Source organism: Isoptericola sp. NPDC019693 (genome assembly GCF_044389085.1).
GTDB lineage: Bacteria > Actinomycetota > Actinomycetes > Actinomycetales > Cellulomonadaceae > Isoptericola.
The window spans coordinates 72,305-95,481 of the sequence record NZ_JBIRXP010000009.1; the positions used below are offsets into that span (position 1 = coordinate 72,305).

The window sequence follows — 23,177 nt, forward strand, 5'->3', positions numbered from 1 at the left end:
CCTGGAGACCACATCAGGGCACGCGGCAGTTCGGCTCGCCCTGAATCGTCTTGGTCTCAGGGGTGTCGACTTGACCCTGCACGTCGACGCTCACCCGCGTTCGCCAAGAGGTAGCAGCAGTCGACTTGCAAGCGATGTGGACGATTGCGGTCCTGCCCTTGCCGCCGCCCTGCTTGACGATAGGCGCTACGCAGTCCTTTCGCTCCCAGTACCCTTCGGTGTTGCTTTGATTGTGGTACCACTCGTAGAGGCAGGTCGTGACCCGTGCTTTGCTGGCTGTGCAGGTACCCTTCTTCCAGCTACCCTTGCCGTGCACGGCATACTCGTTCGAGAGTTTCGAGACGTGAGGAATCTGTGCGTATGTCTTCGGGGTGCAACCAACTGCCCTCGCGCTGATCTCGCCGTCCGAGTCGGAAGGTTCCTCGCCAGACGCCGAGGCAGCGGGGTCGAGGAGGTTTCCATCTTCGTCGACATAGACGTCGTCATCCGAAGGCGCGTCGGTTGCGATGCCAGGCTCGGCATCGTCCGGCAGCACGAAGGCAACGGCGTCGTCTTGCCCGGAAACAGCCCGGCTTTCGGCCGTGGCAGAGAGGCTTGCAGTCATCGACCCAACGAGGACAAGCGCGCCCAGCGCGCATGCGGTCTTGCCAATCTTCATGTGTCTCTCTTTTCTTGCTGCTCAGATGGTTGCTCGAGACAAGCGTGCCACAGCAGGCCCACCAGAGTCGTCGCTGGCGCCGGTCAGCCGTCCAGGAAGATACCGTTTCCGGGGCCCACGGGCAGGTCGAGGAAGAAGAACACGCTGAGGATCGCGGCCCACACCAGCCAGAAGCAGACGGTGAACGGCAGCAGCCGCGCCATCACGGTGCCGAGGCCGGCGCTCGGCTCCCACCGCCGCAGGTAGGCGAGCAGCACGATCATGTACGGGTTGAGCGGCGTGATGATCTGCGTCGCGGAGTCGCCGACGCGGAACGCGGCCTGCACGAACGCCGGCTCGTACCCGATGAGGGCGAACATCGGCACGAAGACGGCGGCCATGAGCGTCCACAGCGCCGAGCCCGAGATGATGAACAGGTTGAGCACCGACGCCACGACGAGGAACCCGAGGATCGCGCCGTAGCCGGTGAGCCCGATCGACTCGAGCGCGGTCGCGCCGGACACGGCGATCCACTGCCCGACGCCGGACCAGTTGAACAGCGCGATGAACTGGCCGAGCACGAACGCCAGCACGACGAACCCGATCATGTCCTTCAGCGCCTGCCCGAACATGGTCGGCACGTCCTCGATGCGGCGCACCGTGCCGACCGCGCGGCCGTAGACGATCGCCGGCACCAGGAACATCGTGAAGACGATGAACACGATCGAGCTGAGCAGCGGCGACTCGGGCAGGAACCCGCCGTCGTCGTTGCGCCAGGGCGACGCCGGGACGAGCACGGCGGCCACCATCACCGCCGCGACGCCGAGCGCCACGACGAGGGCGTTCCGCAGCCCGCGGCGCTCGTCCGCCGTCGTGGCCGCCGAGGTGCCCGCGAGCGGGTCGTCGCCGTCGGCGACCTGGTCGAGGGGCACCCCCTGGCGCCGGATGCGCGGCTCGAGCACGCGGTCGATGAGGAAGCCCGCGAGCAGGGCCAGGAGGATCGACGAGACCGCGTTGAAGAACCAGTTCGACAGCGGGTTCACGGGCGAGCCCGGGTCGGGCAGGATCTCCGCGACCGAGCTGGTGATGCCGGCGAAGAGCGCGTCGAGGCTCGTGACGAGGATGTTCGTGGAGTACCCGGCGCCGGCCGCGGCGAACCCGCCGAGCAGGCCCGCGACCGGGTGCCGGCCGGCGGCCCGGAACACCATCGCGGCGAGCGGCGGGATGATGATGAACGCGGTGTCCGACATGATGCTGCCCAGCACGCCGACGAACCCGACCGCGTACGCCAGCGCCCAGCGCGGCGCGGACCCGAACGCGTAGCGCACCGCGGCGCCGAGCAGCCCCGACTTCTCCGCCACGCCGACCGCCATGAGGATGGGCAGCACGGTCACCAGCGGCGGGAAGCCGAGGAAGTTCTCCCCGAGGTTCTCGGTGAGCCAGGTCATCCCCTCGGCCGTGAACAGCCCCTTGACCTCGACGACCTCGTCGCTGCCCGGCATCTGCACCGTGACGCCCGCGAGCGCCATCGCGGTGGACGCCAGCGCGATGACGCCGAACAGGACGAGGAACAGCGTGAACGGCTCGGGCAGCTTGTTGCCGACCCGTTCCACCACCGCCAGGAAGCGGTCGGTGCGGGATCGGGTGTCGAGGGTGCTGGTCACGCGCGTTCTCCCCGGGTCGGCCCGCCGCCGCGGGCGTGTCCGCCCGACCGTAATAGCCCCGGTCACCCGTTGCGAGGGCTTCGTCCGCATCGTGAGATTGGCGGCGTTCGTGCCGTGAGGGGCACGGGTGTCCCTACGATGCCTGACATGACGGCTTCCACTCCCCCCGCACGGCCGAGCGCCGCGTACCTCGACCACCTGGTCGCGGAGACCGAGCAGCGGCGCAGGTCCACCCCCGCACCGGACGTCGCCCCGTCCACCCTGCCCGAGGCGTCCACGGCCGCGGTGGAGCGTGCCGCGCAGGAGCTCGAACCCGAGCTGCGCGAGATCGTCGAGCGCCTGCACGCCGACCCGGAGCCCGCGTTCGAGGAGCACCGCAGCGCGGCGACGCTCGTCGAGGTGCTGGCCCGGCACGGCGTCGAGGCCGAGCTCGGGGTGCACGGGGTCGAGACGGCGTTCCGGGCCGAGCTGGGCTCCGGCGACGGACCGACCGTGGCGATCTGCGCGGAGTACGACGCGCTGCCCGTCATCGGGCACGCCTGCGGGCACAACGTCATCGCCGCGGCGGGCGTCGGGGCGTTCCTCGCGCTCCAGGGGGCCATGACCTCGGACGATGCCCCCGCGGGCCGCGTGGTGCTGCTCGGCACGCCCGCCGAGGAGGGGCACTCCGGCAAGGAGGTGCTCGCGCGGGCGGGGGCGTTCGACGACGTGGACGCGGCGATCATGGTGCACCCGTTCGGGCTCGACGTCGCCGACCAGGTGTGGCTGGGCCGACGCCTGCTCACCTGGACGTTCACCGGCCGGCCGGCCCACGCGTCGGCGCAGCCGTTCATGGGCCGCAACGCGCTCGACGCCGCGACCCTCGCCTACCAGGGCATCGGCCTGCTGCGGCAGCAGCTGCCGCCGGTGGACCGCGTGCACGCGACGATCGTCGAGGGCGGCACCCGGCCCAGCGTCATCACCGAGCGGGCCGTCATGCGCCTGTACGCGCGCTCGAAGTACCCGGACACGCTGCGCGACCTGTCGTCCCGCCTCGACGACGTCGCGCGCGGCGCGGCCCTGATGACGGGCACCCAGGTGGAGATCGAGTGGGACGACGGCGCGCTGCCGAGCCTGCCGGTGCGCACCAACTCCGCGCTGACCGAGCGCTGGGTGGCCGCGCAGCGGCGCCGCGGCCGCGACCCGCTGCCGGCCGGCATCGTGCCCGAGACGATCGCCGCGTCCACGGACTTCGGCAACGTGTCGTTCCGGGTGCCGGGGATGCACCCGCTCGTGCAGGTCTCCACCCCCGAGGTGGCGCTGCACACCGCCGAGTTCGCCGCCGCGGCGGCGGGGCCGGCGGCCGTCTCCGCCGCCGTCGACGGCGCGTTCGGCCTGGCCGTCACCGCCCTGGAGTACCTCGCCGACGACGCGCTGCGCGCCGCGGTGCACGACGAGTTCGAGGCCCAGGGCGGCCCGCTCGACGTGCCGCACTACTTCGACTGACCCGGGCGTCCGACCGGACGAGAACGCGGTCGGGCCCGCCGGGACCGAGGTCCCGACGGGCCCGACCGCGTGCTCCGCGCGGCTCAGCGGCTCCCGACGGTGAACCGCAGGGTGTCGGTGAACTCCCGGCCCCGGTGGTCGGTGGCCGTCACCGTCGCGGCGTGCGTGCCCGCCTCCAGGTCCGCCGGCACGGGCAGGCGCCACAGGTGCGGGTTCGACCGGGTGACGCTGCCGCTGGTGAGCAGGTTGCGCGTCGCGGCCTGCGGGTCGGAGAACTCCCACCCCGACCGCAGGGACTCGCCCTCCATCGGCTGCGTGTGCTCGGCCTCGACCGCGGGGCCGCCGTCGATGGACACCTCGACGTGCGCGGCGGACGAGCCGGCGAAGAAGTTGGCGGTCAGCCAGCTGTCGCCCGCGAGGTCCTCGGCGCTCACCAGGCGCGGGTCGCCCAGCGCCGGGGCGTCGCCCTCCTTGCCGCCGTCGCGCCACGCGAGCGCGTCGCCGGCCCAGTCCCGCCAGTGCGGGGTGTTCACGCCGAGCGCGAGCTGGAGGTCGTCCCGCTCGCCGCGCACGGTGTACCGCTCCGAGAACCGGTTGCCGTCCAGCTCCATGGTGAGGACGCCGGGCCGCGCCCCGTCGCCCATGTACGCGAACGGCAGGCCGTGCTCGTCGAGCCCGCCCGAGTACCAGTCGCCCGAGACCGCGCCGGCCACGAGCTGGGTGTGCTCGAGCTCCGGGACGCCGGCCTCGGCCCACTCCGCGCGGGTGTCGCCCGGGAGCAGGTTCTCCACCATGTGGGTGTGGCCGCCCACGGTGACGGCGTTGCGGCCGCGCAGCACGTCGTACAGCTCGGGGGCGTTGTCCACGATGACCATGCGGTGGTCGACGATCGGCGCGTGCGTGGCGACGACCACGAGCTTGTTCCGCGGCACCTCGGCGAGGTCCGCCTCGAGCCAGGCGAGCTGCTGGTCGTCGATCTTCTCCCAGTACCCGCCGTACGTGCCCTCCGGCGTGGCGCCCTTGTAGACGATGCTGTCGAGGACGACGACGTGCGCCTGCCCGACGTCGTAGGAGAAGTACCCCGGGCCGACCTCCTGGCGGAACGTGTCCAGGGAGCGCGAGTCGTCGGCCGCGTCGAAGTCCATGTCGTGGTTGCCGGGGGCCATGCGGACGGGGCCGTTGGCGGCGGCGTAGATGTCCTTGAGCTCGGGGTAGAGGCTCAGGTCGTCGCCGACGTTGTCGCCGAGCAGCAGGATGCCGCAGCTCGCGTAGTCGTCGCGGGCCATGAGGTCCGCGACCGCCCCGTCCCGGGCGTAGCCGACCTGGGTGAGGTCGTACGTCTGCGTGTCGGCCGCGACCGGGCAGCTCTGCTTCGCCTTGCCCGTCGCCTTCGACTTCCCGAGCGGGAAGTTGACCGCCTGCGGCAGCGGCCCGGTGGGCTCGAGCCCGCCGTACTTCAGGTCGGGAGAGCCCTCGGGCGAGTGGTTGTAGCTGAACTGGGCGATGGCGTTCTCGTCCACCGGCACCTGGTAGCCCGCGGGCTGGGTGACGAAGACGGTCATGTCGTCGAGCACGGGGAGGCTGTAGCGGCCCTTGCCGTCGGTGGTGACGACGTCGCGGCCGTTGGACACCTGCACGCCGGCGACGCCCTTCTCGCGCCGGTCCTGCGTGGAGTCCTCGTCCTTGTCGTGGAACACGGTGCCGGTGAGCACCTCGGGGTCGGCGGCCTCGCCGCGCACAACCTCGACGTGGCCGGTGTACACGCCTGCCTCGGCGCGCTGGGCGGCCGCGGCGGCCCTCACCTCGGACGGGTCGGGCGACGGCGCGGCGGCGGCACCTGGCGCCACGAGGACCAGCCCGACGAGCGAGGCGGTGCCGGCGACGGCACAGGCCTGGCGGATGCTGCGGGGGTTCATGTACTTCCTCCGGGGTCTGAGAGAGCGGATCGAGTACACGCCCTCGTCAGGGCGCTGCGGCATGCCGACGACGACGCTAGGCGGCCGAGGCAACCGTCCGGTGACGCCGAGGCACCGGGCAGCCGAACGCCAGACGGGACCCGGCCAACTCCCAGCGAACGCGGCCCGCCCGTTACCCGTCGGACACCAGCGCCGAACACGCCCGTCATGCGCGCTCCCTACCGTCGGGCGCACCGGGACCGCGCGGACGTCGGACGCCCGCCCGACGACGACCGGCCCACCCACCACGAGGAGCGCACATGCACGACGGACGAGACGCTGCCGAGACCCTCGCCGCCGGCCTCGGCCGGCGCCGCTTCCTGCAGGCCGCGGCCGGCGTGGGTGCGGGGGCCGCGCTGACGGTGGGGGCCGCGGTGCCCGCCGCCGCCACCTCGGGCGGCACGACCGCCGCGGGCAGCGCCGCCGCCGGACGAGGCGGCGCGGGCAGCTACGGCGGCATCCTCCAGCCGGGCCGGGGCCGGATCCGCGGGGACCACTACCTGCGCTCCGACGTCGACGACGTGCTGTGGGGCTACGTCCCGTCCGTGCACGCGACGGCCGTGACGCGCGTGCGCTCGGGCCGCACGATCACGATCGACTCCGTGTCGCACGAGGGGATCCTCGAGGACCAGGGGCGCGACCCCGTCGCGTGGTTCGGCGAGCGGGGCGTCCGCCGCCGCGAGGTGCTGGACGACGCCGTCGCCATCGCCGGCGGCTACGACCGCACCCCGCGCGACTTCGACAAGGACGGCCCGCACGTCATCACCGGCCCCGTGCACGTCGACGGCGCCGAGCCCGGCGACGTGCTGAAGATCGAGACGCTGGACGTCGCCCCGCGCGTCCCGTACGGCGTGATCTCCTCGCGGCACGGCAAGGGCGCCCTGGCCCTGACCGGCGCGGGCGCGCCGGCCGGCATCTCGCTCGACGAGGTGATGCCGCCCGTCGCGACGGACGGCCGCGGCACCGGCATCCCGACCGAGTACGGCAACGTGTCGGTGCTCGCGAAGATCCAGGGGAACAAGGCGGTCATCGGCTCCGGCCGCTCGCGCGTGTCGTTCCCGCTGCGGTACTTCTTCGGCACGATGGGCGTCGCGTTCTCGGAGAACACCGGGCTCACGGCCCCCGAGGCGAACTCGATCCCGCCCACCCTCGGCGGCGGCAACATCGACATCAGCCGCCTGGGCGCGGGCTCCACGTTCTACCTGCCCGTGCGCGCACCGGGCGCGCTGTTCTACGTGGGCGACCCGCACATGGCGATGGGCGACGGCGAGGTGGCGCTCACCGCGATGGAGGGCTCCCTGCGCGGCACGTTCCGGCTCACCGTGTGCAAGCCGGGCTCGGGCGACGCGCCCTCCGTCGCGTACTCCTACCCCTTCGCCGAGACGGCCGACGCCTGGATCCCCATCGGGCTGTCCGACCCGGACGGCGCCGTCGGCGGCAACGGCTCCGACCTCGACGTGGCGATGCGGCGCGCCGTCGTCAACGCGCTCGACTTCCTCGAGCACGACCAGGGCCTGGACCGCGCCATCGCGTACGCGTACCTGTCCGCGGCGGCCGACTTCGCCGTCTCGCAGGTGGTCGACCGCACGGTGGGCGTGCACGGCCTGGTGCGCAAGGCGGACTTCCGAGGCTAGGCACGCCCGGGTCATTGCCGTCCGGCACGGCGCCACCTTCAACGGGCGGCGCCGTGCCGGACGGCCCTGTGACCGGTCGCCGGAGGGCGAGCCACTCGCGACAAGGTGGCATTCCGGCTCGGCAACGTAGTTCTGCGGCTCATCCCCGCTCGCGCAGGGAGCACTAGCGGACGCCGCCGCTGCCGTACTGGCGCCGCGGCTCATCCCCGCTCGCGCGGGGAGCACAAGATCGACACCCACGGCCTGATCGCTACCGCGGGCTCATCCCCGCTCGCGCGGGGAACACGTCTTCACGTCGATGGCGTCGCCGGACCCGTGGGGCTCATCCCCGCTCGCGCGGGGAACACGACGCCGCCACTGAGGCGCAGATGCGCGCCTACGGCTCATCCCCGCTCGCGCGGGGGAACACCAACGCAGCGCTGACGACCGAGAATCAGAACAGGGCTCATCCCCGCTCGCGCGGGGGACACACCCACTGTCCGGCCACCTGATACGCCGGCACCGGCTCATCCCCGCTCGCGCGGGGAACACGACCTGCAGAGCGCACTGGGCCGCGTGGACGGCGGCTCATCCCCGCTCGGGCGGGGAACACCCCGGGTTCATCGGCGAGCGGTACTTGAAGTGCGGCTCATCCCCGCTCGCGCGGGGAACACCCGATCCCACCGACCGTGATGCGCGCGGCTAGGGGCTCATCCCCGCTCGCGCGGGGAACACCTCCATGAGGAGCGTGGCCGCGGCATGGCGGGCGGCTCATCCCCGCTCGCGCGGGGAACACTTGGTGCCGCACGGCAGGCGTAGGAACGTCGGGGGCTCATCCCCGCTCGCGCGGGGAACAACCACTTCGCCGGGTGGTAGGTCAGGTGCCACAGCTCGGGCTGATCCCCGTTCGCGCGGGGAACACCTCGTGCGTGACGGGCGCCGCCGGTTCGGGTCGGGCTCATCCCCGCTCGCGCGGGGAACTGCGTCCAGTTCCGCAGCGCGAGGGGGATGTCGGGCTCATCCCCGCTCGCGCGGGGAACACGCCGTCGGCTTCGAGCCGTGGCGACTGAGGTTGGGCTCATCCCCGCTCGCGCGGGGAACACACGACGTGGCGGGACGATGTCGCGCGCGAGACGGGCTCATCCCCGCTCGCGCGGAGAACACGCGCCAGGCGATCGTGGGGCCGGGCTGGACGCGGGGCTCATCCCCGCTCGCGCGGGGAACACAGGGGACGGCCTACCCCCCGGCGTGCGGGGCGGGCTCATCCCCGCTCGCGCGGGGAACACCGCTGCAGTCCGCGGCGGGGGATCGGGTGCGCGGGCTCATCCCCGCTCGCGCGGGGAACACACCCACTACGACGGCGGCCCGGTGCCCCTCGTGGGCTCATCCCCGCTCGCGCGGGGAACTCTCTCCGGTGCGCGTCCTCGTCTACGACCGGTTCGGCTCATCCCCGCTCGCGCGGGGAACACGTACACCCTCAGCTCGTAGCCGGTCGGGTTGATGGGCTCATCCCCGCTCGCGCAAGGAACACCGCACGGGCCTGGCGAAGTCCGCGGACGAGGCGGGCTCATCCCCGCTCGCGCGGGGAACACGCGGTCGCTTCGGCACTGAGTGCTCCTCTCACGGGCTCATCCCCGCTCGCGCGGGGAACACCTCCGAACAGGTCACGCCAGGTCTGGTCGGTGAAGGGCTCATCCCCGCTCGCGCGGGGAACACATCGACAAGGCGCTCGGGCGCACCCGCGAGCAGGGCTCATCCCCGCTCGCGCGGGGAACACCACGCCACCCGGGACATCCTGGCCGTTGGGAAGGGCTCATCCCCGCTCGCGCGGGGAACACCAGGAGCGCCTCACCGGACCGCGGGTGCGCGTGGGCTCATCCCCGCTCGCGCGGGGAACACGGGCCCACCATGGCAGTCGTCGCGGCGTACAACGGCTCATCCCCGCTCGCGCGGGGAACACGCGGCTGCGATGGCGTCCAGGGCGCCGCGCACGGGCTCATCCCCACTCGCGCGGGGAACACTCCTGCACGGAGACGTCTGCCTCGCGGAGCGTCGGCTCATCCCCGCTCGCGCGGGGAACACCGGGCGAGCTCGTCGGCTACCCACCCGCGGAACGGCTCATCCCCGCTCGCGCGGGGAACACGACGACGCGCAGGCGCGCCTCAAGGTCATGTCGGGCTCATCCCCGCTCGCGCGGGGAACACTTCGCCTCGTCCAGGCTCATCGCGTCCCGGTCGGGCTCATCCCCGCTCGCGCGGGGAACACTCCGGGGCCCTGAACGTAACCGGCACGAAGCAGGGCTCATCCCCGCTCGCGCGGGGAACACCAGGTCGCCGCGACGCTGGCGACGGAGGACCCGGGCTCATCCCCGCTCGCGCGGGGAACACGCCTCCTTCGCGCGCTTGAGCACGAGGCCCTTGGGCTCATCCCCGCTCGCGCGGGGAACACCCTGACCTGCGGAGACATGTAATCGGACGGTCGGGCTCATCCCCGCTCGCGCGGGGAACACAATTACATCGGCAACGGCGCGTCGTTCTCGTGCGGCTCATCCCCGCTCGCGCGGGGAACACATGTGCTGCCTCGAGTCTGAGTGACAGGAGCCGGGCTCATCCCCGCTCGCGCGCGGAACACGTCTCGCAGACCGAGTACTCGGAGACGTACCAGGGCTCATCCCCGCTCGCGCGGGGAACACACTTGCTGACCAGCAAGGTTACCGAGGGCTCAGGCACCCGCGCTTCACTTCGACGCGCTCGGAGGTTCTAGACCCCCTCTTCTGGACCCTGCTGACCATGACGCTTCTCGACTGCGTTCTGAAAGCGACGGCGTCGTGCTGCGTGGCTCCAGTTGCGACGCCGGGAACCACCTGAGCCACGACTGTTTGTCTCAAGCCCCTCGTCCTCCAGGCCGCTCCCCGGACTGACCGGAGAACTCTCGGCCCCAGCCTCGAGGCGACGTGCCCTTGCCGTCTCCTTCGCCCGTCGGATCTCTCTAGACTCCGCAGTCTGTCGACGGATCAGCGTGATCCCCTCGACTTCAACCGTCTCCCATGCATGGTTATGACTGCGGAAGTCGAGTCGCTGCTCGCCCTGCCGCGCCCACACCATCAATGCCCGCCCGCGCCCGACGTCCTCGACGATCCGCAGCCATAGGTACTCACGCACTCGTGCAGGCAGATGCCCCACGTACACCCCGACCGACACCTCGAGGAGCCATCGGGTGAGAACGCCCCTCAGCCGCTCCGGCGTCACCGAGAGCACCACGACCACCATCAGAACGGCGCCGCCCGGTCTCCGTACCCGACACCGCCGGCGACCGACCCGCAGCGGCCGTCCCACAAGCTGACGACGTCGGCCCATTCGTCCTCGCCGGCCTCGTCCCCGACCAGCAACTGGCGCACGTCCTTGACGCACCGCTCCAGGAGCCGCGCACGGTACATCCTGTCCCGCATGTCACGGCGCACGTGTCCACCCACGTCACTCGGGTCGGCAGCCGCCGCGTCGAATGCCGCAGGAATGGCCAGTTCTGCCTTGTACAGGTCCGCGACGTCATACACGAACGACCGCTCGTGCCCGGAGTGCACGAAACCGAGCCCAGGCGAGCACCCGAGAGCGACGATGACGGCATGAGCCACCCGTACAGGCAGCTCGTGGCAGCGGAGAGCGCCTGATTCACGACGTCGGACGAGTCGAAGGCATCCGGTCGGTACTGCCGTCCCGTCCATGTCACGCCGGTCCGCTCGGCCTCGTCTCGGTACGCACGCCGTACCCGGGCACCCTCGCGGCCACGGAGCTGCTGCATGGTCAGCCCGCCGACGTCCTCACCGGGAAACCGCATCTCGTACATCGCACGGGCCACCGCTAGGCGCGCGTGGCGGTTCGTGACCCTCGCCGCCTGCGCCTCGAGAAGCCTGGACGATGTCGAGAGCGACCGCCCGTGCGCGTAGTAGCGCACACCTCGTTCGCCGACCCACACGACGGTCGAACCACTCTCGGCAAGAAGCACCATCGCCTGGTGCGTGACGTTCGTCCCCGGGCCGAGCAGTAGTGCACCCAGGGCCGCCGCGGGGACATGGATGGTGCCCTGCTCATCGGTCGCCGTGATCGCCGAGGCGTCCCGAGAGACGATGCACCGCTCGAGGTAGAGGAACGTCAGCCGATCCTGGGCACGCAACAGCTCCGCGACCTGGGCCGGACGTGCGCCCGGGATCGGCGTAGTCATGCCGATGCTGCCAAGGTCAGAAGGCCGCAGCCGTAACCCTTGGCCGGGCCCACACCATGCGTCATCGCAGCTCGCAGAGCATCGGGGTCCACGACGGTCAGCACACCGTCGAAGGTCGCCTTGGCGATCGTCACTGTGCGCCCACTGCGCGGGAACCGATCGACCCGTCTGTCGTGCACCACGAGGTCACGGGCGTCGTCGCGTCCTCGGACATCGAATCCCCACCCTGCGGTTCGCGTCAGCAGCCAGTCGAGCTGTTGCGCCACGGTGACATGGGCGTACCGCTTCCCCTCCCTCGTGTGCGTCGGGTTGGCCGTGAGGCGGAAAGCCCACTCCTGCCCCGCCGCGAGCCGCTCGAGCAACGGCTCGTAGGACCGCACCGCCCACGTGCTCTGCGTCGTCGGCCATCCCGCTTGTTCCACGACGTGCGCGAAGTCGGGCGCGGGCGCGCTGACGACGTACACCCAGGTGCGCGGCCCGTCCCGGTCGACCCGCCACAGGACACGACCCCGCTCCTCATCGCTCTGCGGAAAGGATGCCAGGACGGCAGCGTGCATCGCCTGCGGCGATCCGAGAAGCTTGCGGGCACCGCGCCGGGCCGGGTTGATCTGGATTCTGGAGAGGTACATCACGCACCCCCCACCAGGGCCATCGGGTCGTGCCACCCCGCCCGAGGTCGCCCGTCTTGGTTGCTGACGGTCGTCGTCACCGTGCACACGGTGCGCACACCCCACTCGCGTCTGCTGGGGTCGAAGCTCACCGGCTCGTCCGATTGGTTCATCGTCCGCAGCGACCCCGCTCTCTCGAGCTCGGTGGGTATCGCGGCCGCGTCCACCCGGACCTCGAGGTGCACGCTGGGACCCTGACGACGCCGGTACCAGGGGGCGGCGTGCCATGGCTCGGCGTGGAGCGCCTCCCACACCCCGTCCTCCCGCACCCCCAGCGCCACCGGACCCGACGGTGGGAAGGCACGACGGCCGAGGTACAGCGGGAACACCGGGTGCCGCACGGCCTCGGCCAGCCCGGCGACGAGGCCGTCGTCGCCCTCGAGCGCAGCGACGAAGACCGCGTCCGCGAGGTAGTACCGGTGCGTCAGTGGGTAAGCCCGTCCACCGTCGGCGGCACGCGCGGTCTGGAAGTCGCGCTCGACGGTCCCCGGCTGGTCGACCCGGACGCCGAACCGCAGGTCGAGCAGGTCCTCCAACGGATCGGTCCGACGCAGGCCGCGGGCTGCGGCCAGCAGACCGACGACGCCGCTCTTGGTGGGGGTGTCATCGGTGCTGCGACGCGTGAAGCGCGACCCACTCCCCCACGCCTGCATCGGCCCAGCGAGGCGCAGGAGCAGCGTGCTCACTGCGCCCCCGCCGCGAGACGTTCCGTGACGAGCGCGCTCACCGCGGAGACGGTGTCGCCGAAGGAGGTGACCTCCCCCAGACCCGCGAGCTCAGATCTGGCGTCCCCCACCCCCACGACCCACGTCTGCACGGGCACCGACCCGTAGGCGTCCTGCAGGTCACCTGCGTAGCGGGACATCCGACGGGCCGACTCTGTGACCCGACCCGCCCCCGCGGCCGCGGCAACCGGCTCCTCGAACGCGCCGACGTAGCTCACCGACTGGTCGTCGCGCACGGAGACGACGACGGCGTCCGGGAGCGTGCGGTTCGCGAACGTGTTCTGCTTGCCGCTCGGCATCGACTTCGCGAACGCATCGAGGAAGATGGCGACGGCGCGTTCCGTCGCGGCGGAGTCCCCGATGTTGCGGGCCAGCAGGTCGACGTCGACGGTCGCGTAGCGGTAGAGCGTCGCAGAGTTGAACTCGACGGTTCCGATCATGCCTGCCCCGGCGTCCTCCTCGGCGTCGGCGGCCTTATGGTCGTCGACGGCGGTGAAGTAGTCGTACTCGGTGTCGACCGCGTGGGTGGACAGGGCGTGCGCCACCTGGCAGGACGCGTCGACGTTGAGGTCCGTGACGTCGGCGACCATGCGACCGAAGAGCGCGAGGTCGATCGAGTTCTTGCCCTTGATCAGTGCCTGGGCCTCCTTCTTGTCCGGCGCCTCACCGGACCGTGCTGCCGTGGCGGCCAGCCGCGCGAGGGCGTCCACCTGCTGCGCGGAGAGGAACACCAGGTAGCCGGCCTCAGCGGGCACGTCCTTCTTGCCCCGCGGCTCCTTCACCTTGATTCCCGCGGCACCCAGGACCGCGAGAGCCGCCGCAGAAGGGTCTGCCACCTCGCCGTCGACTTCGCCGATCCGCCCTGCGAGCAGCTCCACCACCCGCTTGGTGCGTACACCGAAGTCCGCCGGATCGACCCGGTCGCGGAACGCGAAGCGAGTGGCGCGCTTCCACGCCTGTGACGAGACACGCGCGCGGCGGACGCCGCCGTAGGTCGCGCTCTTCGGGCTGCCCGTGTCGTCCCGGTTGAGGTTGCTCGGCGGGACGGTCTGCAGGATGTGTACGTCGACGATGGTGCGGCTCACGAGTGCTCCTCTGTCATGGGGTCGTTCCGGGTCTCGGTGTCCTGGTGATAGAGCTGTCGCGCCCAACGGCGGCGCACGTCGTCCCGCCTGCTCGATGCCTGGATGTCGACGAGGTCATCGGCGAGCTGTCCGTAGTCCAGCCCGATGCCCGCTCCACGCAGCTGCGTGACCAGGCCCCGGAGGTGGTGGGCTGCCTCGGTCACGCCGGTCGCGGTGACGACCGCGTCGAACCGGCGACGCACGGGCGAGGTGCGTTCGCCGTCGGCCCCACCCTGGGCGCGCTCGAGGGCAGCGACCGCGTGCCCGAGCCCTGCCCCGGGGCGGTGCATCCCCTCGGGCCGCGACTGCTGATGGACCGCGTACAGGGTGAGCGCGACGTGCACGGCACGCTCCTGACGGGTGGGCTCGTCCCCACGCGGCTCCCCGGGCACACCGTCGACGGTGAGCCACCACAGGGCCGGGTCGCTGCCCGGTTCCTTGCCGACGCCCTTGCGCAGGTGGGCCAGTGCGGCGACCGTCCGCGACCGTTGCCGTCCTTCCTGCAGAAGCATCACTCGCCGAGCGACGCACCGGCCGGTGTCTCCAAGCCGACGGTTGTTCCTGCGCCCTTCCTCGGCGGCGCCGCCGGGCGCCTCTGTCGTCGTCATGCGACCTCCTCCGCGTCTTTCCCGTCACCCGCGTGGAAGGCGTACGGGAGCGCCTCCCGCACCCGTCGCCCGAACCATCGCTCCGCGACGCCGACGTCACGGAAACGTCCACCCGCCGCCCGACCGACCAGGGCTGCCGGTCCCGCGGCGGCCACGACGTCATCGGCCACCTCACGCACCACGGAACGCACGGCGCGCTGCCAGGCGGCGCGGCGCTCGGACGGGTCGTTGCCCCTGCGCAGCGTGGCGACCCACGTCCGGAACACCCTGTCGAGTCCCGCATACCCTTGCTCGCGAGCGCGGCTCGCGGCCACCTGCGCTGCATCGGGGTCGCCGCCGGACGCCAGCATGACGTCCTGTGCGAACAGCCCCAACGCATAGACGGCAGCATCCGAGGCACCGACCGCGTTCTTGGCGGCGTCCGCCAGGTCTGGGCGGTCGGGGTCGAAGAGCTCGACGGGCAGGTCGAGCTCGTCAGCGAGCAGCTCGTCGTAGACGGACTCGTTGGAGCCGTACTCCATCCCGACGCCACGGACGCGGACCAGCCCGGAGCCGACATGCCGTCGTCCCTCGAGCTCTTCGAGCCACGACAGCACCCCGGGCCGGAGCCGGCGCGCCGGCTCCGCCCGCGGCCTGGCGCCCTTGTCGTGGACGAGCAGCGCGGGCAGCCCTCGCCAGAGCGCCCGGTCGGGCCGATGCTTGAGCGGCATGTACGTGTCCGCTCGGAACTTGCGGGTCTGCGGCTCGGAGTATCGCCACGCCGTCATCGGTTCGACCTGTTGCCGGTTCTGCGGGGTCGCGCGGTCACCCTGCGCATTGATGCATCCCGTGACCCGGTCGCCCTGGCCGACCAACCGGATCCGCCGCGCCGGCCAGGTGTAGAGGTCCACCGGTCCCGTGGGCTGCCGGTCGTGCTCGCCGTCCCAGTCCTCGGGTTCCGGGCCGAGCGGCGCGCGCTCCCACACCGGACGGTCATCGTCGGACGGGGTCAGTCCGGCGGGCGTCGGGGCGACGAGGTTGAGCAGCAGGGTCTCGCGGAGGGTGTCGCCCACCGCGTACAGACCGCCGAGCTGCCCCGCCCACCCCGTGCCGATGCCGTACCCCTTGCCGCCCTTGACCCGCCGGTCACCGACAGCGCCACTGTGGATCCCGGACACGTCGTACGCGTGCGCATGCACCAGCCAGCGGGCCGCCTCCGCGAAGGTCGCCGTCTCGAGGTCGTCGCCCAGCCGGGTCGACAGGAAGGCTTCGGACGCCGAGTCGTGACGACCGTCGCAGACGATCCGACTCAGTCCGAACACCTCGTCCTTCGCCGTCCGCAGGTCCGCCACCTGCATGAACGGGTGCACGGGGTGCTGCAGCCAGAACCGGTCGTGCCAGTCGTCCAGGTAGGAGTCGACGTCGGCGACCGTCGTCTTCCACTCGTCCCGTATCTCCACCCACTCGTCGGCGGTGAGCGGCCCGTTCGTCGCCCGGTGCAGCACCGCGAGGAGCACGCGCAGCAGTGCGAACGACTGCGTGGGCAGCTCGCAGGCGAGCTGCTCCAGCTCGTGCGCCCGCCGGAATACGTCGCGCAGGGAGAGCTCCACGACCGTGCCCGCATCGAGCACCGGGATCCACGGTTCGTCGACGAGCGAGAATCGGGGTTCATCCATCGGTCAGGACTCCTCTGGTGTCAGGTCTGTGGGGTGGCCGGGTTCGTCGTCACTCACGCCGCGGCCTACCCACCCGTAGGCCGAGGTCCTCGTCGTAGACGACCTCGCAGCCGGCGAGGTAGGCCCTCCCGCCGTCGTCGAGCGGGAGCACCAGCTGCCCGGCAAGGTCGGGCGAGTCCTGCCAGGCGTCGACGACGTTCTCCTCGAGCTGGTCCAGGACTTGGTCTCCCAGCTCGCCGGCCGCGAGCCAAGCGGGAAGGCGGACGGCCGTGCCGGCCAAGGCGCGTCGCTTCGCGACGGGCGGGACCTCTCGCATCTCCAGCAGCTCGCCATCGACACCCGCGCCCCGCCTGCCGGGCAGACGCCACTGGCCTCCGGCGTCGCGCTGGACGACGAGCACCTCGAACGCGTCGTCGGCATCGCGAACCTGGGCGCGGCCCTGCGCCTCGGCCTCGCCGATGCTCCCGTCGAGCCATCCGATCAGACCGACCCGATCCTCCGCAGGAGGCCCCAGCAGAAAAGTCCGCGCTCGGATCTCACGAACGAGGCGCTCGCTCTGGGCCTTGTGGTGCGCCTCCTCCATCGCCGACCGCCACTCGTCCGGACCGAGGGGTTGCATGCCGTAGGCGGCATGCACCAGCGGCGCGATGTCCTGCGGCAACCGGATCCCCTGTCCCGACGTCGTCCGAGCGAGGACCTGAGCTGCCGCCCGAAGCAGAAGGTAGGGCCCGTAGACCTGACTGCAGCCTCTCGGGAACGTGGGCGGCTGGGCGCCCCAGTCGTCGACTCCGACGACGACCGCCCGCGGCTCACGTGTTCGCGACGGGCGATGGTCGGCGGGACGGTCGTGCCGGTGCAGTCGCCCGACACGCTGGAGCAGGAGGTCCGTCGGTGCGAGGTCGGTGATCAGCAGGTCGAAGTCCACGTCGAGGCTCTGCTCCATCACCTGAGTCGCGACGACGACGAGACGCTCCGGTCGCGCACCCCGACCCGAGGTTGGAGGCGGGCCCAGGCGCTCGACGAGCCACTGTTCACGAAGCTTGCGGTCCTTCGCGAGGAAGCGTGAGTGCAGCAGCACCACGTCCGGTCCGAACACCTCCCTCAGGTCGCGAAAGGTCTCCTGGGCGCGTGTGACGGTGTTGCGGACCACCAGGGCGCAGCCGCCGTCCCGGAGCGCGTCGTGCAGCACCCGGGCCACGTCGTCGTCCGCAGCCGTCTCGATCACGACACGCCTGGACCGCGACGGACCGATGACGTCCTCGCCGACGGCGACCCCGTCGGTCAGTGCGGTCACGCGGGACGACGCCGTCGGCCTGTCGACGGCGGACCGTGTCAACGGTATGGACGGTGGTACCTCGGCGGTCACCGGTCGCGGTCGCCCTCGACGCCTGTCACGACGTCCAGGGCCCGTCCCCGTCGCGCGTCCGCGCCGATACGCGTCAACGAGTCGGTCACGCAGCTTGGGCGGCAGAGTGGCCGACAGCGCCACCACAGGCACCCGGTAAGCGCCCAACCACTCCAGCGCCCGCTCCAGGTAGACGTTCGTGTAAGCATCGAACGAGTGCACCTCGTCGAGCACCACCACCTTGCGAGCAAGCGCCAGATGACGCAGTGCCACGTGTCTGGACTGCAGAGCCCCGAAGAGCACCTGGTCGATCGTGCCCACCACGAAGTCGGCGAGGACCCCCTTGCGCCTGCCGGTCATCCACGCGTCCACATATACGGCACCGCCACCGCGCTCGTCCCGGCCGAGGTCCCCGGTTCGCGTGCGGCCCCGAGGGACCCTGGAGAAGTCCGGGTTGAGCCACGCCTTGCCATGGGCGAGGTAGACGGAGCGACGCGCACCACCGCCGCTGTCAGGCACGACGGGTCGCTCGACGTCCGGTGCGCCCTGCCCAGGTGCTCGCGCGAGCCACCGCATCACCCGCGCGAACATCGCGTCGCTCGTCGCCTGCGTGGGCAGCGCGACCAAGAGGCCGCCCGCGCCCGACCGCGCCGCGAGGATCTCCGCGGCCGCCAGTGCCGCCTCTGTCTTTCCCTCACCCATCGGCGCCTCGATCACGAGGATGCCCTCGGCGTCCATAGTGCGTGCCGCCTCGACCGCGGCGGCCTGGACGGGCCTCACCGTCGCGCCCTCGGGCAGGTCGAAGCGAGCCTGCAGGATCTCCGCGGCACCGGCCTCGACGCCCGTCGCACCCCACGGACGGGGGAGGTCGACGACGGCCCACGCCTCCTCGAGCCGCTCCCGGTCCTCGCCGGTCGGCTGCGGAAGGAAGTCAGCGCCCTCAACCCCCGCCAAAGGAAACAGATCCTGGTTGGAAGCGAGCCAGTCAGCGACGACGACAAGACCCAGCAGGAGCGCGAGAACACTCCGCGGCAGTCGATGCCACACGGTCGTCACCAAGTAGCGGTCCGCACCGACGTGCTGCGCCATGTGTTCAAGCAGGTCGTCCTGCACCACACGCCAGGGGCCGTCGCCGAGCAACTCCGGGTTCCGTCGCCCCCGGTTGAGCTCGTGCCGCGCAGGAGGGATGCCGTGATGCCCACCGACGACCGACCCCAGGCCGCTCGCAGCTTCGAGCGGCCAGCCGTGCCGCAACTCAAGCCATCGCTCGAGCACGATCTGACCGGCGAGGCCGTGCGGCAGGTCCCTCCGCTCCGGCAGTGTGTGCGGCATCGGCAGCCCTGCACGAACCATCTGGTCCCGGAGGCGGTCGACCTGGACGGCGAAGGCAGGGGTCGCCTTCCCGATGTCGTGCACGCCGGCCACGAGAACCAACAGCGTCCGTCCTGCGTCGTCGCCTCCACACGCGCGCGCGATCTGACGCCGCAGGGAGACGGGGAGCCACCGGTCCCAGAGCCGGCCAGCTACCGCCGCCGCATCCTGTAGATGTCGCCACAGCGGTAGCCAGCCCTCGACCTCGAGCGACCCTTGAGGCCAGCTCTTGGCCCAGACACACCGCGCAACTCTCGTCAGCGGCGGCGTCATCCCACAAGAGTGCCAAAGGCACTCGTGTCAAAGCACCACTTTCCGTCCGACTTCACCCGGCCGCCTGGGGTCCTCCTCCCCCGGCGGGCGCGCGTCAAGACAACATCCCCTCGGGGCGTGCGACCTGTGCGGATCGGCACCCGGCTGGCAAGATCGATCCCATGCACGAGCGCGCGGGGAAGCCGGCCCAGGACATCGACCTCATCGACGTCGACAAGGTGGTGGGGGCGTACTACGACCTCGTGCCCGACGTCGCGGACCCGGCGCAGCAGGTGGTGTTCGGCACGTCCGGGCACCGCGGCTCCAGCCTGGACACGGCATTCAACGAGGCGCACATCGCGGCGGTCACGCAGGCGATCGTCGAGTACCGGGCGTCGCAGGGCACGGACGGCCCGCTGTTCATCGGCCGGGACACGCACGCACTGTCCCTGCCGGCGTGGCAGACGGCGCTGGAGGTGCTGGCCGCGGCGGGCGTGACGGTGATGGTGGACGCGCGCGACTCGTTCACCCCCACGCCCGCCGTGTCCCAGTCGATCCTCATCCACAACGGCGCGACGACGGGCGACGGCGTGCGCACGCAGGGCCCCGGGCTCGCGGACGGGATCGTCGTCACCCCGTCGCACAACCCGCCGCGCGACGGCGGCTTCAAGTACAACCCCCCGCACGGCGGGCCCGCCGGGTCGGAGGCGACCGGCTGGATCGCGGACCGCGCCAACGAGATCCTCCGCACCGGCGGCCTCGCCTCGGTGCGGAGGGTGTCGCTCGAGGACGCGCTCGCCGCCGGCACGACGCACAAGCACGACTTCCTCACCACGTACGTCGACGACCTGCCGAACGTCGTCGACGTCGAGGCGATCCGCTCGGCCGGCGTCCGTATCGGCGCCGACCCGCTGGGCGGGGCGTCCGTGGAGTACTGGGGCGCGATCGGCGAGCGGTACGACCTCGACCTCACCGTGGTGAACCCGCAGGTCGACCCCCGGTGGTCGTTCATGACCCTCGACTGGGACGGCAAGATCCGCATGGACTGCAGCTCCCCGTACGCGATGGCGTCGCTGGTCGAGAAGATGGCGGGAGACGCGCCGTTCGACGTCGCGACCGGCAACGACGCGGACTCCGACCGGCACGGCATCGTCACCCCGGACGCCGGGCTGATGAACCCGAACCACTACCTGGCGGTCGCGATCGAGTACCTGTACGGCGGGGCGCGCCCGGGCTGGCCGGAGGGCACGGCCGTCGGCAAGACCCTCGTGTCGTCGGCGCTGATCGACCGGGTCGTGGCCGGCCTCGGCCGCACCCTGGTCGAGGTGCCGGTGGGCTTCAAGTGGTTCGTGCCCGGGCTGCTGACCGGGGAGGTCGGCTTCGGGGGCGAGGAGTCCGCGGGGGCGTCGTTCCTGCGTCGCGACGGGCGGGTCTGGTCCACCGACAAGGACGGCCTGCTGCTGGCGCTGCTCGCCTCCGAGATCATCGCGACGACCGGGCGGACGCCGTCCGAGCACCACGCCGACCTGGTCGCCCGCCACGGCGAGTCCTGGTACGCCCGCGTGGACGCCCCGGCGTCGCGCGACCAGAAGGCGCGCCTCGCGGCCCTCTCCCCCGACGCGGTCACCTCCACGACCCTCGCCGGCCAGGACATCACCGCGACGCTCACCGAGGCGCCGGGCAACGGCGCGAAGATCGGCGGCCTCAAGGTCACCACCGAGGACGCGTGGTTCGCGGCCCGCCCGTCCGGCACGGAGGACGTGTACAAGATCTACGCCGAGTCGTTCGTCTCGGCCGACCACCTCGCGCAGGTGCAGGACGCCGCCAAGGAGCTGGTCGACGGCGCGCTCGGCGACGCCTGACCGCTCACTCCCCGCGCTGCTCCGCGCCAGCGGCCGCGAAGGCGGCGGCCCTCTCCCGGAGCAGCGCGGCGAGCTCGGGCGAGTCCAGCACCTCGAACGGCCAGCGCAGCCACAGGAGCCCGCCGGCGAGCACCTCGAGCCGGACGTCGGCGATCCGCCAGTGCGTGGCCGCCTCGCCCGAGGGGAGCGTCACCGCGGTGAAGTCCGCGGCGAAGCCACCCATGTAGGCCTGGACCTGGTCGATCGGGGCGTGCACGAGGATTGTGGCCTCGTGGGTGCGCGGCGGCGCGCCGAGCAGGCCTGACAGGAAGGCCGTGGCGTCGCCTCCCGGGACCGGCCGCGGGTCGAACCGCACCCCCGTCGGCTCCGCCCGGGTGATCCGGTCGACGCGCAGGGCCCGCCAGCCACGGTCGACGTCCCGGCAGACGAGGTACCAGCGCGTCCCGCGCGGGACGAGCGCGACCGGCTCGACGCGGGCGAGCAGGTCCTGGCCCGCGTCGGGGCCGCCGGTCGCCATGTGCCGCAGCCGCACGCGCTCGGTGTCGCGGCACGCGAGCGCCAGCACCCCGAGGACGCCCGCGTCGAGCGGGGCGGGGTAGGCGCCGGGGGCGGCGCGGGTGCTCTGGGAGGGCGCGACGGACGAGCGCAGCGCGCGGACCCGGGGCCGCGCCCCGCGCGGCATGACCTGCTCGATCTTCGCGAGGGCGGTCAGGGCCAGCTCCCCACCGCCCGCGGACCCCGAGGCCGCCGAGGAGGCGAGCGCGGCCGCGGTCGCGAGCGCCTCGTCGGGGGTGAGGACGAGGGGCGGCAGGTCGTCGCCGGTGGACAGCCGGTAACCCCCGTCGGTGCCCCGCCGGCCCTCGATCCGGTAGCCGAGGCGCCGCAGCCGGTCGACGTCGCGGCGCAGCGTCCGCCCGTCGGTGCCGAGCCGGTCCGCGAGCTCGCGTCCCGGCCAGGAGCGGCGCGTCTGGAGCAGCTCGAGGAGGCGCAGGGCGCGCTCCGTGGGTGACGTCTCCGGCACGGGGACCACCGCTCTCGAGGGGACTGACGGCTTGTGGACACGATATGTCCTCAAGCGGACGGAGCATGGGTTCGTCAGCCCGCCGGGTCCCCCGGCCCGTCCCCCAGGAGCAGCGATGACCATCCTCGTGACCGGAGCGACCGGCGCCGTCGGCCGCCACCTCGTGCCCACCCTGCTGGAGCGCGGCGCCGCCGTGCGCGCCCTCACCCGCAAGCCGGCGGACGCCGCCCTGCCGGAGGCGGTCGACGTCGTCGGCGGCGACCTGTCCGACGCCTCGTCCCTGGGGCCGGAGGTGTTCGACGGCGTCGACCGGGCGTTCGTCTTCCCCGCACCGGGCGTCGAGGCGTTCGTCGAGGCCGCCGTGGCGGCGGGGGTGCACCGCCTCACCGTCCTGTCCTCCCTGGCGGTCGCCGAGGAGTTCCCCCGGGACCGGGGGTCCGCCAGCCAGGTGCACCACGGCGCGGTCGAGGCGGCCGTCACCGCGCGCACCGACGCCTGGACCATCCTGCGGCCCGGCACCTTCGCCACCAACCTGCTCGCCTGGGCGTGGCAGATCCGCTCGGGCGCGCCGATCCGGGCGCCGTATCTGGACTCGGCCCAGGCGCCGGTCCACGAGGACGACGTCGCGGAGGCCGCGGCCGTCGCGCTGCTCGGGGACGACCTCGTGGGCGAGGCGATCCCGCTCACGGGGCCCGCGGCGCTCACCCGCCGGGAGCAGGTCCGGACGATCGGGGACGCGCTCGGGCGGGAGATCCCGCTCGTCGAGATCAGCGCGGAGGAGTTCCGTGCCGAGACGGCCGGCTACGTCCCCGAGGCGGTGACGGCGATGCTGCTCGCCTACTGGAGCGACACCGTGGCGACGCCCGACGTGCCGCGCCCGGTCACGCCGGTCACCGGCCGGCCCGGCCGCACGCTCGCGCAGTGGGCGGGCGACCACCGCATCGACCTCGGCGGCTGACGCCCGCCGGCCGCTG

General features: G+C 72.2%; 16 protein-coding genes, 1 pseudogene and 1 CRISPR repeat array. Of the genes and pseudogenes, 4 read left to right on the top strand and 13 right to left on the bottom strand.

Annotated features, from left to right (window positions below; all coding sequences use genetic code 11):
- Positions 1–13: 13 nt before the first annotated feature.
- Both ACH436_RS20445 and ACH436_RS20450 read right to left on the bottom strand, forming a co-directional pair.
- Positions 14–658: a hypothetical protein gene (locus tag ACH436_RS20445; protein WP_430562051.1), complete on the bottom strand. Its 645-nt coding sequence runs from the start codon at positions 656–658 to the stop codon at positions 14–16.
- 83 nt (positions 659–741) lie between these two features.
- Positions 742–2,301 carry an AbgT family transporter gene (locus ACH436_RS20450; protein WP_430562052.1) on the bottom strand — a complete coding sequence of 520 codons (1,560 nt, stop codon included), beginning with the start codon at positions 2,299–2,301 and terminating at the stop codon, positions 742–744.
- A 138-nt stretch (positions 2,302–2,439) separates the two neighbouring features.
- Between ACH436_RS20450 and ACH436_RS20455 the strand changes: the two genes are divergently transcribed.
- A complete protein-coding gene (locus tag ACH436_RS20455) occupies positions 2,440–3,786 on the top strand; it encodes a M20 family metallopeptidase (RefSeq protein WP_430562053.1) in 1,347 nt (448 codons plus the stop codon).
- A gap of 83 nt (positions 3,787–3,869) precedes the next feature.
- Here ACH436_RS20455 and ACH436_RS20460 read toward each other — a convergent pair whose 3' ends face one another.
- A complete protein-coding gene (locus tag ACH436_RS20460; protein WP_430562054.1) occupies positions 3,870–5,702 on the bottom strand; it encodes a calcineurin-like phosphoesterase C-terminal domain-containing protein in 1,833 nt (610 codons plus the stop codon).
- A 299-nt stretch (positions 5,703–6,001) separates the two neighbouring features.
- On the opposite strand from ACH436_RS20460, the gene ACH436_RS20465 reads away from it, so the two are divergent.
- Positions 6,002–7,375 carry an acetamidase/formamidase family protein gene (locus ACH436_RS20465; RefSeq protein ID WP_430562055.1) on the top strand — a complete coding sequence of 458 codons (1,374 nt, stop codon included), beginning with the start codon at positions 6,002–6,004 and terminating at the stop codon, positions 7,373–7,375.
- Positions 7,376–7,511: 136 nt separating this feature from the next.
- Positions 7,512–10,046: direct repeats of the CRISPR family, unit length 28 nt; unit sequence GGCTCATCCCCGCTCGCGCGGGGAACAC.
- Positions 10,047–10,113: 67 nt separating this feature from the next.
- On the opposite strand, the gene cas2e is transcribed toward ACH436_RS20465, so the two are convergent.
- From cas2e to cas3, 9 genes and pseudogenes are all read right to left on the bottom strand, one after another.
- Complete coding sequence (cas2e, locus tag ACH436_RS20470) at positions 10,114–10,710, bottom strand: type I-E CRISPR-associated endoribonuclease Cas2e (RefSeq protein WP_430562056.1); 597 nt, start codon at positions 10,708–10,710, stop codon at positions 10,114–10,116.
- Complete coding sequence (locus ACH436_RS20475; RefSeq protein WP_430562083.1) at positions 10,623–10,907, bottom strand: hypothetical protein; 285 nt, start codon at positions 10,905–10,907, stop codon at positions 10,623–10,625. Before ACH436_RS20475 ends, cas2e begins: the two co-directional genes overlap by 88 nt.
- A gap of 134 nt (positions 10,908–11,041) precedes the next feature.
- Positions 11,042–11,572: pseudogene (locus tag ACH436_RS20480) on the bottom strand (CRISPR-associated endonuclease Cas1); the annotation flags it as partial.
- Positions 11,569–12,201, bottom strand: coding sequence for a type I-E CRISPR-associated protein Cas6/Cse3/CasE (cas6e, locus tag ACH436_RS20485; RefSeq protein ID WP_430562081.1), 633 nt, complete (start codon positions 12,199–12,201; stop codon positions 11,569–11,571). The pseudogene ACH436_RS20480 and the gene cas6e, both read right to left, overlap by 4 nt.
- On the bottom strand, positions 12,201–12,926 hold the full coding sequence (gene cas5e, locus ACH436_RS20490) for a type I-E CRISPR-associated protein Cas5/CasD (protein WP_430562057.1): 726 nt from the start codon (positions 12,924–12,926) through the stop codon (positions 12,201–12,203). The genes cas6e and cas5e overlap by 1 nt, the downstream gene beginning before the upstream one ends.
- Positions 12,923–14,050 carry a type I-E CRISPR-associated protein Cas7/Cse4/CasC gene (gene cas7e / locus ACH436_RS20495; RefSeq protein WP_430562058.1) on the bottom strand — a complete coding sequence of 376 codons (1,128 nt, stop codon included), beginning with the start codon at positions 14,048–14,050 and terminating at the stop codon, positions 12,923–12,925. The genes cas5e and cas7e overlap by 4 nt, the downstream gene beginning before the upstream one ends.
- Positions 14,047–14,697 (bottom strand): type I-E CRISPR-associated protein Cse2/CasB, encoded by a 651-nt coding sequence (gene casB, locus ACH436_RS20500; protein WP_430562059.1) that lies wholly within the window; start codon positions 14,695–14,697, stop codon positions 14,047–14,049. Before casB ends, cas7e begins: the two co-directional genes overlap by 4 nt.
- Positions 14,694–16,352, bottom strand: coding sequence for a type I-E CRISPR-associated protein Cse1/CasA (casA, locus tag ACH436_RS20505; RefSeq protein WP_430562060.1), 1,659 nt, complete (start codon positions 16,350–16,352; stop codon positions 14,694–14,696). Before casA ends, casB begins: the two co-directional genes overlap by 4 nt.
- 49 nt (positions 16,353–16,401) lie before the next feature.
- Complete coding sequence (cas3, locus tag ACH436_RS20510; RefSeq protein WP_430562061.1) at positions 16,402–19,341, bottom strand: CRISPR-associated helicase Cas3'; 2,940 nt, start codon at positions 19,339–19,341, stop codon at positions 16,402–16,404.
- A 161-nt stretch (positions 19,342–19,502) separates the two neighbouring features.
- On the opposite strand from cas3, the gene pgm reads away from it, so the two are divergent.
- Complete coding sequence (gene pgm / locus ACH436_RS20515; protein WP_430562062.1) at positions 19,503–21,182, top strand: phosphoglucomutase (alpha-D-glucose-1,6-bisphosphate-dependent); 1,680 nt, start codon at positions 19,503–19,505, stop codon at positions 21,180–21,182.
- Between the two features lie 4 nt (positions 21,183–21,186).
- Here the strand turns inward: pgm and ACH436_RS20520 are convergent, their stop codons facing one another.
- Entirely contained in the window at positions 21,187–22,203 is a 1,017-nt protein-coding gene (locus ACH436_RS20520; RefSeq protein ID WP_430562063.1) for a helix-turn-helix transcriptional regulator, read from the bottom strand.
- A gap of 115 nt (positions 22,204–22,318) precedes the next feature.
- Between ACH436_RS20520 and ACH436_RS20525 the strand changes: the two genes are divergently transcribed.
- A complete protein-coding gene (locus ACH436_RS20525) occupies positions 22,319–23,161 on the top strand; it encodes an SDR family oxidoreductase (protein ID WP_430562064.1) in 843 nt (280 codons plus the stop codon).
- Positions 23,162–23,177: the final 16 nt, after the last annotated feature.

Excerpts from the sequence above, each read along its gene's own strand:
- ACH436_RS20445 (WP_430562051.1), bottom strand. The coding sequence starts at position 658 with ATGAAGATTGGCAAGACCGCATGCGCGCTGGGCGCGCTTGTCCTCGTT.
- ACH436_RS20455 (WP_430562053.1), top strand. The coding sequence starts at position 2,440 with ATGCCTGACATGACGGCTTCCACTCCCCCCGCACGGCCGAGCGCCGCG.
- ACH436_RS20460 (WP_430562054.1), bottom strand. The coding sequence starts at position 5,702 with ATGAACCCCCGCAGCATCCGCCAGGCCTGTGCCGTCGCCGGCACCGCC.
- ACH436_RS20465 (WP_430562055.1), top strand. The coding sequence starts at position 6,002 with ATGCACGACGGACGAGACGCTGCCGAGACCCTCGCCGCCGGCCTCGGC.
- cas2e (WP_430562056.1), bottom strand. The coding sequence starts at position 10,710 with ATGGGCCGACGTCGTCAGCTTGTGGGACGGCCGCTGCGGGTCGGTCGC.
- cas6e (WP_430562081.1), bottom strand. The coding sequence starts at position 12,201 with ATGTACCTCTCCAGAATCCAGATCAACCCGGCCCGGCGCGGTGCCCGC.
- casB (WP_430562059.1), bottom strand. The coding sequence starts at position 14,697 with ATGACGACGACAGAGGCGCCCGGCGGCGCCGCCGAGGAAGGGCGCAGG.
- casA (WP_430562060.1), bottom strand. The coding sequence starts at position 16,352 with ATGGATGAACCCCGATTCTCGCTCGTCGACGAACCGTGGATCCCGGTG.
- cas3 (WP_430562061.1), bottom strand. The coding sequence starts at position 19,341 with ATGACGCCGCCGCTGACGAGAGTTGCGCGGTGTGTCTGGGCCAAGAGC.
- pgm (WP_430562062.1), top strand. The coding sequence starts at position 19,503 with ATGCACGAGCGCGCGGGGAAGCCGGCCCAGGACATCGACCTCATCGAC.
- ACH436_RS20525 (WP_430562064.1), top strand. The coding sequence starts at position 22,319 with ATGACCATCCTCGTGACCGGAGCGACCGGCGCCGTCGGCCGCCACCTC.